Origin of the sequence: Arthrobacter sp. SLBN-112, assembly GCF_030944625.1 — a bacterium.
Classification (GTDB): Bacteria; Actinomycetota; Actinomycetes; order Actinomycetales; family Micrococcaceae; genus Arthrobacter.
Window position 1 is genome coordinate 2971905 of record NZ_JAUSXY010000001.1, and the last position, 17047, is coordinate 2988951.

The 17047-nt window shown below is 64.7% G+C and carries 15 protein-coding genes, 1 tRNA gene and 2 pseudogenes; 7 read left to right on the top strand and 11 right to left on the bottom strand.

The window, feature by feature from the left end; translation table 11 throughout:
- Positions 1-28 precede the first annotated feature (28 nt).
- The 5 genes from dop to QF050_RS13960 all read right to left on the bottom strand — a co-directional run bounded on the left by dop (position 29) and on the right by QF050_RS13960 (position 6563).
- Positions 29-1702, bottom strand: coding sequence for a depupylase/deamidase Dop (gene dop / locus QF050_RS13940; RefSeq protein ID WP_308930944.1), 1674 nt, complete (start codon positions 1700-1702; stop codon positions 29-31).
- A complete protein-coding gene (gene arc / locus QF050_RS13945) occupies positions 1699-3450 on the bottom strand; it encodes a proteasome ATPase (RefSeq protein ID WP_308930945.1) in 1752 nt (583 codons plus the stop codon). Before arc ends, dop begins: the two co-directional genes overlap by 4 nt.
- Positions 3451-3532: 82 nt before the next feature.
- Positions 3533-4597, bottom strand: a complete 1065-nt coding sequence (locus QF050_RS13950) for a tRNA (adenine-N1)-methyltransferase (RefSeq protein ID WP_308930946.1) — start codon at positions 4595-4597, stop codon at positions 3533-3535.
- A gap of 99 nt (positions 4598-4696) precedes the next feature.
- Positions 4697-5887, bottom strand: a complete 1191-nt coding sequence (locus QF050_RS13955) for a site-2 protease family protein (RefSeq protein ID WP_308930947.1) — start codon at positions 5885-5887, stop codon at positions 4697-4699.
- Positions 5880-6563 carry an HAD family hydrolase gene (locus QF050_RS13960; RefSeq protein WP_374121570.1) on the bottom strand — a complete coding sequence of 228 codons (684 nt, stop codon included), beginning with the start codon at positions 6561-6563 and terminating at the stop codon, positions 5880-5882. Before QF050_RS13960 ends, QF050_RS13955 begins: the two co-directional genes overlap by 8 nt.
- Positions 6564-6762: 199 nt before the next feature.
- Here QF050_RS13960 and QF050_RS13965 point away from each other — a divergent pair, with 199 nt between their 5' ends.
- A complete protein-coding gene (locus QF050_RS13965; protein WP_308930949.1) occupies positions 6763-7668 on the top strand; it encodes a PAC2 family protein in 906 nt (301 codons plus the stop codon).
- Positions 7669-7745: 77 nt separating this feature from the next.
- On the opposite strand, the gene mshC is transcribed toward QF050_RS13965, so the two are convergent.
- Entirely contained in the window at positions 7746-9023 is a 1278-nt protein-coding gene (gene mshC / locus QF050_RS13970) for a cysteine--1-D-myo-inosityl 2-amino-2-deoxy-alpha-D-glucopyranoside ligase (RefSeq protein WP_308930950.1), read from the bottom strand.
- Positions 9024-9038: 15 nt separating this feature from the next.
- Positions 9039-9872 (bottom strand): undecaprenyl-diphosphate phosphatase, encoded by an 834-nt coding sequence (locus tag QF050_RS13975; RefSeq protein ID WP_308930951.1) that lies wholly within the window; start codon positions 9870-9872, stop codon positions 9039-9041.
- Between the two features lie 51 nt (positions 9873-9923).
- Here QF050_RS13975 and QF050_RS13980 point away from each other — a divergent pair, with 51 nt between their 5' ends.
- Positions 9924-10853 carry an aldo/keto reductase gene (locus tag QF050_RS13980; protein WP_308930952.1) on the top strand — a complete coding sequence of 310 codons (930 nt, stop codon included), beginning with the start codon at positions 9924-9926 and terminating at the stop codon, positions 10851-10853.
- Between the two features lie 44 nt (positions 10854-10897).
- Here the strand turns inward: QF050_RS13980 and QF050_RS13985 are convergent, their stop codons facing one another.
- Positions 10898-11161: a hypothetical protein gene (locus QF050_RS13985; RefSeq protein ID WP_308930953.1), complete on the bottom strand. Its 264-nt coding sequence runs from the start codon at positions 11159-11161 to the stop codon at positions 10898-10900.
- Positions 11162-11201: 40 nt separating this feature from the next.
- Here QF050_RS13985 and QF050_RS13990 point away from each other — a divergent pair, with 40 nt between their 5' ends.
- Positions 11202-11435 (top strand): DUF5703 family protein, encoded by a 234-nt coding sequence (locus QF050_RS13990; protein ID WP_308930954.1) that lies wholly within the window; start codon positions 11202-11204, stop codon positions 11433-11435.
- 35 nt (positions 11436-11470) lie between these two features.
- Here QF050_RS13990 and QF050_RS13995 read toward each other — a convergent pair whose 3' ends face one another.
- Positions 11471-12631: an acyl-CoA dehydrogenase family protein gene (locus tag QF050_RS13995; RefSeq protein WP_308930955.1), complete on the bottom strand. Its 1161-nt coding sequence runs from the start codon at positions 12629-12631 to the stop codon at positions 11471-11473.
- Positions 12632-12653: 22 nt separating this feature from the next.
- A pseudogene (locus tag QF050_RS14000) lies at positions 12654-13949 on the bottom strand (M20/M25/M40 family metallo-hydrolase); the annotation flags it as partial.
- A 169-nt stretch (positions 13950-14118) separates the two neighbouring features.
- Here QF050_RS14000 and QF050_RS14005 point away from each other — a divergent pair.
- The 4 genes from QF050_RS14005 (at position 14119) to QF050_RS14020 (ending at position 16288) form a co-directional block, all read left to right on the top strand.
- Positions 14119-14201: transfer RNA gene (locus QF050_RS14005), tRNA-Leu, on the top strand.
- A gap of 222 nt (positions 14202-14423) precedes the next feature.
- Complete coding sequence (locus QF050_RS14010; RefSeq protein ID WP_308930956.1) at positions 14424-15068, top strand: hypothetical protein; 645 nt, start codon at positions 14424-14426, stop codon at positions 15066-15068.
- 98 nt (positions 15069-15166) lie between these two features.
- On the top strand, positions 15167-15340 hold the full coding sequence (locus tag QF050_RS14015; RefSeq protein ID WP_308930957.1) for a CsbD family protein: 174 nt from the start codon (positions 15167-15169) through the stop codon (positions 15338-15340).
- 210 nt (positions 15341-15550) lie between these two features.
- Positions 15551-16288: a hypothetical protein gene (locus QF050_RS14020; protein ID WP_308930958.1), complete on the top strand. Its 738-nt coding sequence runs from the start codon at positions 15551-15553 to the stop codon at positions 16286-16288.
- 133 nt (positions 16289-16421) lie between these two features.
- Here the strand turns inward: QF050_RS14020 and QF050_RS14025 are convergent.
- A pseudogene (locus tag QF050_RS14025) lies at positions 16422-16934 on the bottom strand (DUF805 domain-containing protein).
- Positions 16935-17047: the final 113 nt, after the last annotated feature.

Consider the following 17047-nt stretch of genomic DNA (forward strand, 5'->3'; position numbering starts at 1 on the left):
TGCCACGGGACGGGCATTCCGGCGCGGTTTACGCCGCAGGCGGAGCGCTGTTGTGTCCCAGCAGTTCTCCCAGGAACGGTCCAGCTTCCCGGTAGCGTTCAAACAACGCTCCGGTCAGGTCTTTGGTTCCCCTCAAGGGTTCGCGGGTGGGCACGCGTTGAAGCCGTCCGTACCCTGGTACGTCGAAGATCACCGAATCCCAGCTGGCGCCCACGACATCCTTGCCGAAGCTGCTGATGCACTTTCCGCGGAAGAACGCCCGCGTATCCTGCGGGGGCTCCGCCACGGCGGCAGCGATGGCGGCGTCGTCCACCACGCGCTGCATCCGGCCCCTGGCCAGCATGCGGTAGTACAGGCCCTTTTCCGGCCTGATGTCGGACCATTGCAGATCCACCAAGCCCAGCCGGGCATCGCTCCATTCCAAGCCGTCGCGCTGGCGGTAACCGTCCAGGAGGGACAGTTTTGCCAGCCACTCCACCGACCCGGCGGCGGCTGTCCTGTCGTTATCCAGTTGCGTCAGGACGGTGGCCCATCGTTCCAGGACCCCGTGGGTGTGGCCGTCGCCGTCCACGGCGTCACCCACACCGGTGTCCTGCGCATGTTTGGCGGCGGCCTCGTGGTACATCCACTGAAGGTCCAGCGCCGTCACCCGCCGGCCGTCCAGCAGGCGCAGCTTCGCGGTCAGCGACGTATCGTGGCTGACCGTCTTGAGTGCGGTGACGGGCTCGTAGACCTCAATTTTCGGCGCCAGTCCGGCCTCAATCAGGCTGAGGACCAGGGCGGTGGTACCGAACTTCAGGTAGTTGGAGACCTGGCTGAGGTTGGCATCTCCAATGATCACGTGCAGGCGCCGGTACTTGTCAGCGGTAGCGTGGGGCTCATCCCTGGTGTTGATGATGGGGCGGCGGATTGTGGTTTCCAGCCCAACTTCGGCCTCGAAAAAGTCGGCCCGCTGGCTGACCTGGAAGCCGGGCGTGGAGCTGTCCTGTCCTATCCCCAGTCTCCCGGCTCCGCACACCACCTGGCGGCTGACGAAGAACGGTGTCAGCCCGCGGACAATGTCGCCAAACGGCACGGAGCGGGGCATGAGGTAGTTTTCATGCGACCCATAGGAAACTGACTTGTTGTCAGTGTTGTTCTTGTAGAGGTTCACCGGAGGCAGGGCAGGGTCCGCTGCCAGGCGGCGGACGGCGGCCAGCGCCACGAGGTCGCCCGCGGCATCCCAGGCCACAGCGTCGCGCGGGTTGGTCACCTCGGGGCTTGAGTACTCCGGGTGGGCGTGGTCAACGTACAGCCGTGCCCCGTTGCCGAGGACCATGTTCATCAACAGGGACCCGGATTCATCCTGGCCGTCCAGCTCAAGTTCCTCACGGCCATAGGCCAACGCTACGGACTCTGCATCAAGCACTGGTGGCTGGTCGGTCAGCTGGCTGGGATGCGCAGACCCACGGTCCACTGTCCAGCCGCGGGCATCGTGCAGGGGTTCTTCGTCCGTATAGTCCCACCGGGTTTCGGCTCCCCCGGCGGCCCGCTGCCGGGTGACCTGGGCGTAGGCCTGGACAACGCGGGCACTCATCATGGTTGCGTTGGCCGAGGGTGCGGACGGAGCATGGATGCCGTATTCGGTTTCCGCTCCCATGACCCGCATGGCCCCGCCGACGGGGAGGGCCTCCCCGACGGCGGGTCCTTGTGCACCCGTCATAGATACTGTCCCGTGGTGGGCATGGTTTCGATCGACTTTCCGGGCTCCTGCCCGGCCTTGCCTTGGACGATGGTACGGATGTAAGTGATCCGTTCGCCCTTCTTCCCGGAGATCCGTGCCCAGTCGTCGGGATTGGTGGTGTTGGGCATGTCCTCGTGTTCGCGGAACTCATCCACCACAGCGCGCAGGAGGTGCTCGATCCGCAGGCCCTTCTGGTGCGCGGTCAGCAAATCCTTGATGGCGTATTTCTTTGCCCGGTCCACTACGTTCTGGACCACGGCGCCCGAGTTGAAGTCCTTGAAGTACAGCATCTCGGTATCACCGTTGGCGTAGGTGACCTCCAGGAACTCGTTGGACTTGTCCGTGGAGTACATGGCTTCCACGGTGCGCTGGACCATGGCGTCAACCGTCGCCTGGACGTCACCGTTGTGTTCGGCCAGGTCCGATTCGTGGAACGGCAGGTCCGGGGTGATGTATTTGTTGAAGATGTCGGCGGCGGCTTCCGCGTCCGGGCGCTGGATCTTGACCTTCACATCCAGCCGGCCCGGCCGGAGGATGGCGGGGTCGATCATGTCTTCGCGGTTGGACGCGCCGATCACGATTACGTTGTCGAGTCGTTCCACACCGTCGATTTCGCTCAGGAGCTGGGGCACGATGGTGGTCTCGACGTCGGACGAAATCCCGGTGCCGCGGGTGCGGAAGAGCGAGTCCATCTCGTCGAAGAACACCACCACGGGGCTGCCGTCGGAGGCCTTTTCCCTGGCGCGGGAGAAGATCAGGCGGATGTGCCGTTCGGTCTCGCCCACATATTTGTCGAGGAGTTCGGGTCCCTTGATGTTGAGAAAGTAGCTCTTGAGGTCAACGTTCCCGGACCGTTCTGCTGCCCGGGCGGCGAGGGAGTTGGCCACTGCCTTGGCGATCAGGGTTTTGCCGCAACCGGGAGGACCGTAGAGCAGGATGCCCTTGGGGGCTTTCAGCCCGTGCTCACGGTAAAGGTCCGGGTGCAGGAACGGCAGTTCGACGGCGTCGCGGATCTGCTCGATTTGGGGTCCGAGGCCGCCGATGTCCTCGTAGGTGATGTCCGGGACTTCCTCCAGGACCAGGTTCTCCACCTCGGAACGGGGGACCTTCTCCAGCGCATACCCGGTGCGTGAATCGATGGAGAGGGCATCGCCAACCCGGAGCTTCTCGGCCAGGAGTGCACCGGACAGGCGGACAACGCGTTCTTCGTCCGCCCGGCCTACCACCAGGGCCCGGTCGCGTCCCAGCATTTCCTTCAGCGTGGCCAGCTCGCCGGCCCGCTCGTAACCAAGCCCGGCGACGATCAGGAGTGCCTCGTTGAGCAGCACTTCCTGCCCGACGGCCAGCTGGTTGATGTTGACCAGCGGGCTGATGCCCACCCGCATCTTCCGCCCGGCGTTGAAGATGTCCACTGATTCCTCGGTGGCGGCCTGTCCGCTGCTGCCCGGGGCGGGTTGCCGTTTGGGGTTGATCTGCAGGATGGTGCCGAAGCTGTACGGCGGCTGCCCTTCCTGGTCAAGGGCATTCTTGAGCCGCAGGATTTCCGCTTTCGCGGTCTCGAGCATGGTGACCAGCTTGGTGTTGTTCTGCGTTGCCGCTGCGAGCTGGCGGTCGATGTGCCTGAGCTTGTCCCGAAGTATGTTGACCTGGCGGTCAGCAACCGAGAGGTCGTTGGCGGCAGACTGCTCTGCCGGTGTACGTCCGGAGTCCTGGTTTGGAGTCTCCATGATGTATCAGCCCCTTCCTGCGCTTCTCTTAAGACATTAGTCCCAAGATGCCGGGTAGGGATGGAGACTCCCGAAATATGGACTAGTTCGTAACCTCGGGCGTGTCCACGACGTTCGTGCCGGCGATGGCATCCCGGGCGGCCCGGCGGAGTTTCTTGTCCGATACGGCCCGCTCCCCCACAGCCCCGGGGGTCCAGGCATTGACGTCTTCTTCGTTGAATTCGGTCTTCGACGGCCGGCGCTTCACGGAGATTCCGGTGACCCCGTCGGCGAGCCGCCGGGTGACCAGGAGGAACCCTGTGTGGGCCACCATGCGGTGGTCGGGGCGGACGGCGAGCCCTTCGAGGTGCCAGCCGCGGACCATTGACTCCCACGCGTCGGGCTCCGTGAAGCGGCCGTCGGCCCGGATCGCTTCAGCGGTGCGGGAGAGCTGGGTGACCGTGGCGACGTAGTTGATCCATACGCCGCCGGGTGCCAGCACGGTGGCGACGGCGTCGAGGCATTCCCAAGGTGCGAGCATGTCCAGGACCACGCGGTCCACGGAGCCCGGTTCCTCGGCCCGGACCACTTCTTCCTGGAAGTCCCCGAGGGATATCTGCCAGGCAGGGTGCGGACCGCCGAAGATCGTTTCAACGTTGCCGCGGGCGATGTCCGCGAACTCCTCGCGGCGCTCAAAGGAGTGCAGGTAGCCGTAATCGCCAACGGCACGCAGCAGGGAGATGGACAGTGCTCCCGAGCCGACGCCGGCTTCCACTACGCGGGCGCCGGGGAAGATGTCCGCCATGGTGACGATCTGGCCCGCGTCCTTGGGATAGACGACGGCGGCGCCCCGCGGCATGGAGAGTACGAAGTCGGAGAGCAGCGGGCGCAGGGTCTGGTACTGCTGGCCCACGTTGTTCACCACAACGGAGCCGTCCACCTGGCCGATGATCTCGTCATGGTTGAGGAAGCCGCGGTGGGTGTGGAAGGCGCCGCCACGCTCAAGCGTGATGGTGTTCATCCGGCCGCGTTCGTCGGTCAGCTGGACGCGTTCCCCCTCGCGGAAAGGTCCGCGGCGACGGGCGGCTCCCACCGGCTGCGAGCCGCTGGCGGCAACACCGGCTTGTGCTGCGCCCTTGGCGTCGTTGACGGCAGTTTCGCTGCTCATGATTTTCCTCGCTCCTGTAAACCTGTTGTGCCGCAGTCCAACGGTCCCGTTGGACGCCCGTTGGCCTCTGCGGCCGCAATGCATGACCGGCAGGTAACTCTACCGGTTCTGGCCCTGAGGGTAGCTATCGTTCCGCGGCCGCTTTCCGGTGATGGTTGCAAGGACAGCTTCCTGCGTCAGCAGTCCGGTGACCTTGCCGTTGTGGTCCACCACGGCATAGTGGCGGCCCTCCACCTGCGACAGGAACTGCACCAGTTCCTGCCCCTTGGACCACTCGGGGACGTAGGCGCCCTCGGCCAGCGGGAAGGAGACTGCGTGGATCGGCGTCGAATCCGCCGCGGCAACCGGGACGGACCGAAGGGCGTCCGGGTCCACCACACCTTCCGGGCGGCCGTCAGATCCGCACACCACAACAGCCTTTCCCCCGCCTTCTGAGAGGCGGAGGGCGTCCCGGACGGTGGCGGTGGCGGGCAGGCCGGCCGCGGGCATCGACAATGCCGCTGCGCTGACGAGTGGAAGCCTGCCGCGCAGTGTGCCCTGCTGGATGGATGCCGAAGCCCCCATCCACAGGAAGCCGCCAACAAGGACGGTGATCATGACGAGGCTGAAGTCCGGGCGGTCACCGGAGAGGAAGGGGCGAAGCAGGAACCAGTACGCGATGGCCAGGACAATGATCCGCCCTCCCCAGCCGGCAGCCACCGTGCCCTTCGCCTGGCTGCCGGTGACTCTCCAGACGATGGACTCGACCAGCCGGCCCCCGTCCAGCGGGAGGCCCGGAAGGACGTTGAAGACACCGATGAGGAAGTTGGCCCACATGAAGATGTTTGTCAGGATTTCGGCGACGCTGCCCAGGCTGTTGGTGCCAAGCACCAGCCACGCGCCGCCGGCCAGGACGAAGTTGGCTGCCGGTCCGGCAAGCGCTACCAGCACGGAGCGTCCGGGCGAAGCCGTAAAGCTCTCGAACTGGGTGTGGCCGCCCCAGAGGTTCAGGACGATCTTCTGGGTGGGCCAGCCGTAGATTTTCGCGGTTAAGGCGTGGGCGAGTTCGTGCACAAGCACCGAGATCAACAGCAGCACGGCGTAGGCGAAAGCCACGACATAGGCGCTGGCGCCCAGCATGGGGTTGTTTCGTGCCAGGACCGGCCCGTAAACGATCACTGTGAAGGCTGCAATGACGAACCACGAGTAGGCGAGAACCACGGGCACGCCGGCAATGCGTCCCAGCGGAATCCCTTCGCGCCGTCCGGGCGCCCCCTGGCCGGTGCCGGGCTTGGTGCTGTGTTCAGCCACGGGGATCACCCAAACCGGCCGCCGCAGGGATTTCGGAACCCGCGCCCACCAGCAGGGCTTCCAGCTCCACCAGGGAACGGCCGGCCAGGGAGTCCCACAGTTCGTAGCTCTCATGGTGGGGCAGGGGAACGATGTGCGGCACTGCCACCGTTGCGACCCCCGAGGCAACCGCTGCAGCCACCCCCGGCACGGAATCCTCCAGCGCCACGCAATGGTGGATGCGGAGCCCGGGGTCGTTTTCCTGCAACAACTCCACCGCCGTCAGGTATGCCTCCGGATGCGGCTTGCCCTCGGAAACGGTGTCACCGGTCACCAGCACTTCGAAGTAGGGCCTGGGAAGGTTGGCCACCACCTCGCGTGCCAGCGGGCCCTCGGACATGGTGACCAATGCGCACCGGACCCCGGCTTGGTGAAGCTCTTCCAGGAGCTCACGGGCGCCGGGCCGCCATGGCACCTGCTGCTGGACGCTGCTGATCACTTGGGCCGTCAGGGTGTCAATGATCTCGCGGATCTCCATTTGGACACCGGCCTGCTGCAGCAGTCCGGCAGAGAAGGTCAGTGATTGGCCAACCAGCTGCATTGCCTGCTGGTGGCTCCAGGTGCCGCCGTGGGCTTCCACCAGTGCCCGCTCTGCGGCGATCCAGTACGGCTCGGTATCCACGATGGTCCCGTCCATGTCCCACAGGACGGCTTTGAGCGGTGAACTGGCGGCAGGTATTGACATACAGCCAGTCTACGGGGCATGGCTGGGCGGAGGCTGTGGGCTACGCCTTGGGCGAATATGACGAGGCCGGGGTGCCACAAGGACGGGTTTACGGGGATTTGCGGCGCTTCAATCCCTGCACGACCAAGCACCTTGGACGTAGGGTGAAGAAATGAATAGCTTCGAGGGAGACACCGCCGAAGAGGGTGCCGGACCCGAGCGGGAACGGTTCCTGCAGCCAGTGGCTGACGGACAGCGCGTAACGGTCATGCTTGCCGCCTTTGAAGGGTGGAACGACGCCGGAGAAGCGGCCAGCGATTCGTTGCGCTACCTGAACAAATTGTGGGGTGGCAAGAAAGTCGCATCCATCGATGCTGACGAGTACTACGATTTCCAGTTCACGCGCCCCACCGTCCGCCGGAACGCAGCGGGCGAACGCAAGATCAAGTGGCCTGCCACCCGGATCTACAAAGCCAGTGCGCCCAACTCCAATGTGGATGTCATCTTTGTGCAGGGCACCGAGCCATCCTATAAATGGCGCGCCTACACCGCGGAACTGCTGGTCCATGCCGAGGCGTTGCACGTGGATTACGTCGTCCTGGTGGGCGCACTCCTGGCGGATGTCCCGCACAGCCGCCCGATTCCCGTCAGCACATCCTCCGACGATGCTCCGCTCCGGGAGCGGATGAACCTGGAGGCTTCCCAGTACGAAGGGCCCGTGGGCATTGTCGGCGTACTGTCCGAGGTGGCGCTGTTGGCCGGAATTCCCACCGTGTCGTTGTGGGCTGCCGTGCCGCACTACGTGGCACAGGCACCCTCCCCCAAAGCCCAGCTGGCCCTCCTGCACCGGATCGAGGAACTCCTGCAGGTGCCACTGGATACCCATGAACTGGCTGAGGAGGCAGACGCGTGGGAGCGCGGCGTGGACGAGTTGGCCACGGAGGATCCGGAGATCGCCGCCTACGTGCGCCAGTTGGAGGAAGCCAAGGACACGGCCGATCTGCCCGAAGCGAGCGGCGAGTCCATTGCCCGGGAATTTGAGCGGTACTTGAAACGGCGGGGCCAGGACAGGGGCTGAACCCGCGTAACGCAAGAGGGCCTGGCCCGGAGAAATCCGGGCCACGCCCTCTTCTTTGCCGCCTGAAGCGGAAGCCTTTAGAGCCGGATGCCCAGGAGGGCGTCCACCGCGTTCTTGACCAGTGCGGCGTCACCGGCGCTGGCGGCAGCACCGGCGTCGCACGCCGACCGTGCCCACCGGGAAACCGCGGCAACCGCTGCCGGCGCGTTGAGGTCCGCTGCAAGCGCTTCGCGCATGCCGGCCAGCAGCGCCATGCCTGAACCCTCGGGCGCATGCTGCAGGGCCTTCCGCCAGGCCGCAAGGTCTGTCTTGGCCGCGGCGAACCCTTCGTCCGTCCAGGACCAGTCCGAACGGTAGTGGTGGGACAGGATGGCCAGCCGGATGGCGGACGGGTCCTCCCCCGCGGCGCGGAGCTTGGAAACCAGCACCAGGTTGCCCTTGGACTTGCTCATCTTCTCGCCGTCGAGCCCTACCATGCCGGCATGGGCGTAGTGCTTTGCCAGCGGGACTCCTGCCAGCGAGTAGGCGTGCCCGGCACCCATTTCGTGGTGCGGGAAGATCAGGTCCGAGCCGCCGCCCTGCACGGTGAAGGGTGACGGCAGGTACTTCTGCGCGATGACGGTGCATTCGATGTGCCAGCCTGGCCGGCCCGGGCCGAGGCTTCCGCCGGGCCAGCTAGGTTCGCCTTCCCGTTTCACCCGCCACAGCAGCGGGTCCAGCGCCTGCCGCTTTCCGGCGCGCCCCGGGTCGCCGCCGCGTTCGGCGAAAAGCTCCAGCATGGCGCTTTCGCCCAGGTGGGAAATGGCTCCCAGCGCCCAGGCGTCAGGTGCCGTTGACTGCTTTCCTGCTGCCTCGACGTCGTAATAGACATCTCCGTCAGGTTCGCCGTTGGTGCCGTTTACCTTGTAGGCCAGCCCCATGCTGACCAGCCGCTCCACTTCCGGCACGATCAGCCCGATGGACTCGACGGCGCCCACGTAGTGGTCGGGCGCAAGGACGTTGAGGGCTTCCATGTCGGTCTGGAACAGCTCCACCTGTTCGGCGGCGAGGTCGCGCCAGTCCACTCCGGTGCCGGTGGCGCGCTCGAGCAGGGGGTCGTCCACGTCGGTGACGTTCTGGACGTAGGACACCTCACTGCCGGCGTCGCGCCATGCACGGTTCAGCAGGTCGAATGCGACATAGCTGGCGGCGTGACCCATGTGGGTTGCGTCGTAGGGAGTGATGCCGCAGACGTACATGGAGGGCCTGCTGTCCGGCTCAAGGGCCACTTCGCGGCCTGCCGCGGTGTCGAACAGCCGGATGGCGGCCATGTTTCCGGGCAGGGCAGGAACGGGGCGGGAAGTCCAGGATTTCACAGGTAAAGCCTAGTCCTAGGCGCTGATGACGTTGAAACCGAGCAGGAGGTAGAGGGCCAGGCCCAGGAAGATCCGGTACCAGACGAAGAGCCTGTAGCTGCGCGTGGAGACGAACTTCAGGAACCAGCCGATGATCACGTACCCCACAACCAGTGCGATCACGGTGGCCAGCGCGGTCTCCGGCAGCCCGAACGGGCCCGTTATGCCCTCCTTGGTGACCACTTTGTAGAGCTGGTACAGCCCGCTGCCGAAGACAGCCGGGATGGCGAGCAGGAAGGAATACCGGGCCGCGGCCTCACGGGTATAGCCCATCAGGAGGCCGGCGGTGATGGTACCGCCTGAGCGGGACACGCCCGGAATCAAGGCCATGGCCTGCGCCAGGCCGTAGAGGATGCCGTGCTTATAGGTCAGGTGGGTCAGGTCCCGCTTCTGGGCGCCGATGGCGTCCGCGACGGCGAGGATGAGGCCGAAGACGATCAGCATGGTGGCGACGATCCACATGCTGCGGAGCACCGACTCGATCTGGTCCTGGAAGAGCAGGCCCAGGACGATGATGGGGATGCTGCCCAGGATCACCAGCCAGCCCATGCGGGCGTCAGGGTCCTGCCGCGGCACTTTGCCGCCCAGGGAGCCCGCCCAGGCTTTGACGATGCGGACAATGTCACGCCAGAAGTAGATCAGAACGGCTGTTTCGGTGCCCAGCTGGGTGATCGCCGTGAACGCGGCACCCGGATCCTGTGCGTTGGGGAGGAACTCCCCCACGATCCGCAGGTGTGCGCTCGATGAAATCGGTAGAAATTCGGTCAGTCCCTGCACTAGGCCCAGCAGGGCCGCTTCAAACCAGTTCACGCTAAGACCCTACGGCATGGCGGCGGTGCTTCTGCCCGTAAGCTTGCTGCTATGCAGCAGCGTTACGTCGGCAACAGTGGATTGCGAGTTTCAGCCCTTTCCCTGGGTACCCGGTCCTGGGGTGGGGAAACTGACGAGCAGGACGCTTCGGAGTTGCTGCGTGCCTTCCTTAACGCGGGCGGCCGGCATGTGGACACCTCGGCGTCGTACGCCGGCGGGGGCTCCGAAGCGGTCCTCGGCTCGCTCCTGGGCGACGTGGTGTCCCGCACGGAGATTTCCATTTCCACCAAAGCGGGAATGACGACGCCGGATGGCCGCCGTGCCGTGGACACCTCACGCAATGCGATGCTCACCGGACTGGACGCAAGCCTGGCCAGGTTGGGCACGGATTACGTGGACCTTTGGTTCGCCGAAGCTTGGGATGGGAACGTTCCCCTCGAGGAGACGCTGGCCGCGCTGGAGTTCGCCGTCCGGTCCGGGCGCGCCAGGTACGCCGGAATCTCCAATTTCACGGGCTGGCAGGCGGCCAAAGCTGCCGCGACCAGTCCCGTTCCGCTTGTGGCCGCCCAAGCGGAGTACTCGTTCCTTAACCGGTCGGCGGAAGCCGAATTGATGCCTGCCCTTGAGGACGCAGGGCTGGGCCTGATGGCTTGGGGTCCGTTGGGCAGGGGGGTGCTTACGGGTAAGTACCGGGGCAGCATTCCCGCCGGTTCGCGCGGCGCCTCGGCCGGCGAAGCTGATTATGTGGAGCCTTACCTGGAGGAGAAGCCGTCCCGGGTCGTGGACGCGGTGTGCATGGCAGCCAATGGCTTGGGACGTACGCCGCACGATGTCTCGTTGTCGTGGCTGCTCTCACAGCACGGCGTAGCCACGGTTGTTGTGGGGGCCCGCACGAATGTGCAGTTGAAGGAAATCCTCGACGCACAGCTCTCACCCCTGCCGCCCCAGATCGCACGGGCCCTGGAAGACGTTTCCGCCTAGGCCTTGAGGGGTCTGCAGCGGGCTCGGAAGGCTTGGATCCTGCGCTATTCGTCGACGATCTCCAGGTCTTCGTCTTCGTCCACGTCGGCTTCCTCTTCATTGTCCTCATCGTCGAATACCTGCAACGGGGTTACTTCGTTGTAGGCCTCATAGAGTGCGTCCTCATAAACTTCGAAGGCATCTGCCACTGCAAAAAAGGCTGCCTCCACGGAGGGGTCACCGTCCCCGCGCCGGTTCGATGCTGCTATAAGGTGTTCTTCCAAAGCGGTGGTCAGGGACGAAAGCGCGACACGCGGATCGATGCTCATGACTTCACGTTAGCCGGAAAAGGACGAAAATGGAGAGCAAATGAAGGAACAATTTCTCACCAGCTCGGTCCAGCGGGAGCGGGATTATTTGCGTCAGTACGAGTACCTCGTACTGACGATCAGCCCTGAGGATTCCCTGCCGGAGGCACGGCGCCTCCTGGTGGAGCACTCCGAGTACGGCAAGTGGGAATTGGAACGCAGCAAGCTCTACGTGGGCGGCGGCAGGCGTTTTTGGCTGCGACGCCGGGTGATGCAGGTCCAGCGCACCGTGTAGGGGGCACCGCGTAGGGCGGGCGCCCGGCGGCCCGCCTAGTCCTCCAAGGGGCCAAGCCAGGCGTTGGCCACCGTGTTGTGGGCTGACTCGTCATCGGAGGGGTGGAACATTCCGGCGAGTACGTCCCGGTACAGCCGCTCCAGCTCGGAGCCCCTGAAATAGCTGGATCCGCCGCTGACGCGGATGGCGAGGTCCACCACCCGCCGGGCAGTTTCGGTGGCATTTACCTTCAGGCCCACCAGCTTGGGGAACCATTGGGCCCCATGATCGGCCAAGCTGTCGACATCGCCAGCCACGGAATTGAGCTGGGGGTACAGGTTGTCCATGGCCATGGCGGCCTCCGCAACCTTCCATCGAATGTCCGGGTCCTGGGCGTAGCTGCGGCCGCCGTTCTTGAAGGACGTGCGCCGCTTGGCAGTCTCCACGCCCACGGCCAGGGCACGCTCGCCCAGTCCCGTGTAGACGGCGGCGAGGAGCGTTTCGAAGCAGGCGAAGATCGCGAAGATCAGGGGGTCAGCGTTGGGTCCCACGGGCAGCTTGCGGAAGATCCTACCGGCGGGGACGGCCGCACCCTCCAGTACGGTGGTGTTGGACTGGCTGGCCCGCATGCCCAGCGTGTCCCAATCGTCCAGGATACGGTAGCCCGGGGATTCGCGGCTGATGAAGCCGTGGACGAGCTCCCCCGCGCCGTCCCTGGCCATGGGGTCCTTGCCGAAGATTCCGAGCCGGGTCCAGGCCGGCGACAGGCTGGTGAAGATTTTGGTGCCGGTGAACGTGTATCCGCCGTCAGGTCCCGGCATCGCCATGGTCCGTGAGTCGAAGAGGACGGAGTCGTTGCCTGCCTCGGAGTTGCCAAAGGCGAAGATCTCTCCGTGTGCGGTTTCCTTGAGGACGAACGCCAGCGAGTCGTCGTCCCGGGCGGCCAGGACGTGCGCGACGCCGGTCCAGACCAGGTGCATGTTGACCGCAAGTGCCGTGGCCGGCGCAGCTGTTGCCAGCCTGCGCTGGCACTGCGCCGCCGCTTGGAGCCCAAAGCCCGCGCCGCCGTCGGACGCCGGCACGAAAAGCTTCAGGTAGCCCGCAGCCGCCAACTCCTGAAGGTCCTCGTGGAAGAAGACGTTGTCCCTGTCGTAGCCGGCGGCGCGGCCCCGGATGCGTTCCAGGAGCGCATCCGGGAGCAGTTCTTCTGGAGTCACAGCCGGCACCCCTCAGTAGTTTGGTCAGCAGGGTGTTCAGCACGCGGGCGCCGAATTTGAGAGAATCCGCGGGGACCCGCTCGTCGACGCCGTGGAACATGCCGGTGAAGTCGAGTTCGTCCGGAAGCATCAGCGGGGCAAAACCGTAGCCGGTGATGCCCAGCCGGCTGAGCGACTTATTGTCTGTGCCGCCGGACAGCGTGTACGGCAGTACCTTGGCGCCCGGATCTTCCTTGTGGAGGGCATCGATCATGGAATCCACCAGGTTGCCGGCAAACGGGACCTCCAGCGAGACGTCATTGTGGACATAGCTGACATCGACGCCGGTGCCAGCGAGTTCGCGGACAATTTCCAGGACCTGCTGCTCCTGCCCGGGCAGCGTGCGGCAGTCAACCAGGGCTTCGGCCGACTCGGGAATCACGTTGTGCTTGTAACCGCCCTTCAGGAGGGTGGGGTTGGTGGTGTTCTGCAGGGTGGCGCCGACGAAGCGGGCCACGGTGCCAAGCTGGTCCAGCAGGAGGTCCGGATTGTCGGCGTCGAACTCCACTCCGGTGAGTTCGGTCACGCCGTCAAGGAACTGGCGGGTGGTGGGGGTGAGTTCGATGGGCCACTTGTATTCACCGATGCGCGTGACCGCGGCGGCCAGGCGGGTGATCGCGTTGTCCGAGTTGATTTGCGAGCCGTGGCCGGCCCTGCCATGAGCCACCAGCCGAAGCCAGGAGATGCCTTTCTCGGCGGTCTGCAGCAGGTAGGTGCGCTGGCCGCCGATGGTGGCGGAGAAGCCGCCCACCTCGGAGATTGCCTCCGTTGCGCCCTCGAACAGTTCGGGACGGTTGTCCACCGCGTAGCGGGCGCCATAGACGCCTCCGGCTTCCTCATCCGCGAAGAACGCGAAGATGATGTCCCGCTTGGGTTTCCTGCCGTCCCTGGCGAAGCTGCGCATGACGGAGAGGATCATGGCATCCATGTCTTTCATGTCGACGGCGCCGCGTCCCCAGATCAGGCCGTCCTTCAGTTCCGCACCAAACGGGTCCACGGACCATTGGTCACGCAGGGCAGGGACGACGTCCAGGTGGCCGTGCACGACCAAGGCGCTGGCGGAAGGGTCCTCCCCCGCCATCCGGGTCACCACACTGGCGCGGCCGGGGGCCGATTCGAAGATCTCCGCGTCGAGTCCCACTTCCTCGATCAGCCCTGCGGTATATTCAGCGGCCGCCCGTTCCCCCGGCCCGGACCCGTCGCCGTAGTTGGACGTGTCGATCCGAATGAGTTCCTGGCAGATCCGGACAACTTCATCCTCGGGCAGGACGTCAGGCATTGGTATCTCCTTGGTAGGGAATGACTGGGTGGCACGAGCTGAATCGCTGTCCTCAGCCTACCCATTCGGCCCGATTCGTTGTTCCCGAAAAGTCATGTTAGAGTTTTTCTCGCTGCTTCGGAGAGGCGCGAAACGCTGAAAGGCGGGACGGCTTCCCGAAATACCACCTGCGCGGGTGGCGGAATGGCAGACGCGCTAGCTTGAGGTGCTAGTCCTCGAAAGGGGGTGGGGGTTCAAGTCCCCCTCCGCGCACAAGGGAAAACCCCTGAAATCCAAGGATTTCAGGGGTTTTTTTCTTTCCTCGCCCAAGCGAGCTCCTGTCCCGCCCATGCGGTTGTTCGTCGGCCCAGTCCTGGATTGGCGGGGCGTCGGCCAGCGATGCTGCCGTGCCCGGACTGTAACCGGGTGAAGGCTGGAACCCCGGGTTCCGCACACCTGAGCGGGGTATCCGTTCCTGATCGAAAGTAGTCTCCGTTGAAAAATCAGCTCACGTTCAGCGCTGTCCTTGCCGGTATCACGCTGGCAGTCGCTGGATGCTCGGCGTCCGTCACCCCCGGCCCTGGCACCGCGGTGCCCACGGCCGGCACAACGGCCTCACCTGCATCAGCCGCCCCGGGGTCTTCCTCCGCAGCGTCCACCGGCTGGGAACTGAAGCCAAGGAGCGGTGGGGACCGGATCAAAGCCGCCGGGCTGCAGGTCCTCAACGCCGAAGGCGCCGCCGAACACTTCCACGCCCACCTGGATGTTTTCGTGGACGGTAAGCCGGTCACCGTGCCCGCAGACATCGGCTTCAGCTTTGACGATTCCGGCCGGCCTAACGGCATCTCGGCACTGCACAGCCATGACGAATCCGGGATCATTCACATTGAAGCACCCACCGCCGGCGCCACCTACACCCTCGGGCAGTTCCTCACCGAATGGGGTGTCCTGGACGGAACCGACCCGACACCCGGCGCGGCGCATTCGGCCCAGGACGGCTGGAGTGCGGCCGTCAACGGTGCCCGGCAGGACGGGAAAATCGCCGATGTGGTCTTGAAAGCCCACGACGAGGTCGTCTTGTTCCACGGCGCGGCCCCTGCCACGCTCCCTGTCACGTTCACTTTCCCGGCAGGGGTGTAGCCTCCAAACCTCAGCCGGAGCTTGCTAACGGGATCCTAAGCATGCTTATGATGAATGTGGCCGAATGCGAACGGCTACCAACCAGAGGAGGAAACACCATGGGACTGGGCGACAAGATTGATAACGCTGCCGAGAAGGCAGGCGGCAAGGCCAAGGAAGCCGCGGGCACGGCCACGGGCGATGAGAGCCTGCGGACCGAAGGCCAGGCAGACCAGGCCAAGGGTGATTTGAAGCAGGCCGGAGAAAAGGTCAAGGACGCCTTCAAGCACTAACAGTTTCTTTTAGGAAGGGCGCGCTCAGCGAACGGGGCGCGCCTTTTCTGTTCCCCGGCGCCCTTTCGGCCCCCGGCGTGGCGTGCTTCCCTGAACTGATGCGGCCCCAGGTCAGGCATTCAGGCTGTTTCAAGACTTCACTCGTAGAGTTGGAATGTCATGGGCCAAGGGCGGCCCCACGGGGGATGCAGGGCAATTGGAAGGACAAGCGTGGCAAAGCCATCTATGCCATCATTGAAGACACGCGTTGGCGTTGGAGCGGCAGCCGTTCTCGCCGCCGGTGCCATGGCCGCGGCAGGCATCGCGACCGCATCGGCCGCCCCCACGCCGTCGCCGATCTCGACGGCGGCCCCGTCCACCGGTGCTAATGGCGCAGCCAAGGCAGGCCAGGGAACCGGTGGCCTCAAAGCCTTTCTGAATCTGCAGGCTGACAGTCCCCAGTCCGCCGGTGACCGGGCAGCGAAAGCTGCCGCCACCCTCGTGGCGCACCCCAGGCTGTTCGCGAAACTCCCGGCATCCCTGCAGGCAGATGTAACGACGCTCAAGGACGCACCCGCCGCTGACCGGGTGAAGGACGCTTACAAGATCAAAACCACCGCCCTCTCCGGTGGGTACGGTACCGAAATTCAACAGCGCGCCCAGGCATTCGAAAAGACAGCGACGGCGATGGCAGGCCTCCGCCAGGAGCTGCGGAAGGCGTTTACCTCGGCGACGCCCGGTGCCGGACTCCAGAAAATCGCCGACCAACTGATCAGCCATCCCAAGCTGCTCGCCAAGCTCCCAACGAACCTGCAGGCTGACCTGACGGCACTCAAGAACGCCTCCGCGGTAGAAGTGGATGGCCAGGCCGGCAAGATCAAGGACACTGCCCTAAACGGCGGCTACGGTGCCAAACTCCAGAAAATGGCGCAGTCCCTTGAAAAGAAAGCCACAGCACCAGCCACTTAATTCACCTCGCGTCGCCAACTACCAGCGCCGGGGCAGGAAACGGCTGCACTGCAGGACATGAAAGAGGGGAAGACCGTAGTGGTCTTCCCCTCTTCCCCCGCCCTGTCCCTTGTCGGGACGGGCTGCGTAATTGTTACTGCGTGGGCTGGTCGAACCGCTGCCCGGCCGGGTCCGGACCCAAAAGGGTGAAGACCAGGAGGATGATTGCTCCGGCGAACGGGATCAGTCCTAGCAGGATCAGCCAGCCACTCTTATTGCTGTCGTGCAGGCGGCGCACCGTCAGTGCCAGCGACGGAACGATGGTGGCCAGGCCCCAGATAATGAGCAGAATCAGGCCGAACACTGAACCAGGACCCAACTGCGGGGTGCTGCTGTAGGACGACGTGGACGCGACCATGCCTGTGTTGACGATGATGTTCAAAATGATGCTGACGATCACGGATACGAGCGTCCACCACCAGTATTCGCTCCGGCTGGCCCTGCCGGAGAAAGCCGCATACTTCTTGAAGAAGCGTTTGACTGCCGCCGGGAACGGCGCGCCGTAGTAAGGGGCCCAGAGCGGAGGTTCCCCGCCTGGCCAAGACTGCTAGGACGGGTACTGCTGCGACGGATAAGGCTGCTGCGACGGGTATTGCGGATAGCTCAAGGTTTTCCCCCAGGTGTCAGAAGTGACTGGAACGTGCCCATCGTACTGTCGATGTAGCACAAAACAACCTGCGCAGGGGTAACAATTGTCCCAAATTTCCCTAAACCCCGAGG

Coding starts and splice junctions, on each gene's coding strand:
- QF050_RS13950 (WP_308930946.1), bottom strand. CDS start 4,597: ATGAGCAGCGAAACTGCCGTCAACGACGCCAAGGGCGCAGCACAAGCC.
- dop (WP_308930944.1), bottom strand. CDS start 1,702: ATGACGGGTGCACAAGGACCCGCCGTCGGGGAGGCCCTCCCCGTCGGC.
- QF050_RS13990 (WP_308930954.1), top strand. CDS start 11,202: ATGAAGGAACAATTTCTCACCAGCTCGGTCCAGCGGGAGCGGGATTAT.
- QF050_RS14015 (WP_308930957.1), top strand. CDS start 15,167: ATGGGACTGGGCGACAAGATTGATAACGCTGCCGAGAAGGCAGGCGGC.
- QF050_RS13965 (WP_308930949.1), top strand. CDS start 6,763: ATGAATAGCTTCGAGGGAGACACCGCCGAAGAGGGTGCCGGACCCGAG.
- arc (WP_308930945.1), bottom strand. CDS start 3,450: ATGGAGACTCCAAACCAGGACTCCGGACGTACACCGGCAGAGCAGTCT.
- QF050_RS13980 (WP_308930952.1), top strand. CDS start 9,924: ATGCAGCAGCGTTACGTCGGCAACAGTGGATTGCGAGTTTCAGCCCTT.
- QF050_RS13985 (WP_308930953.1), bottom strand. CDS start 11,161: ATGAGCATCGATCCGCGTGTCGCGCTTTCGTCCCTGACCACCGCTTTG.
- QF050_RS13960 (WP_374121570.1), bottom strand. CDS start 6,563: ATGGACGGGACCATCGTGGATACCGAGCCGTACTGGATCGCCGCAGAG.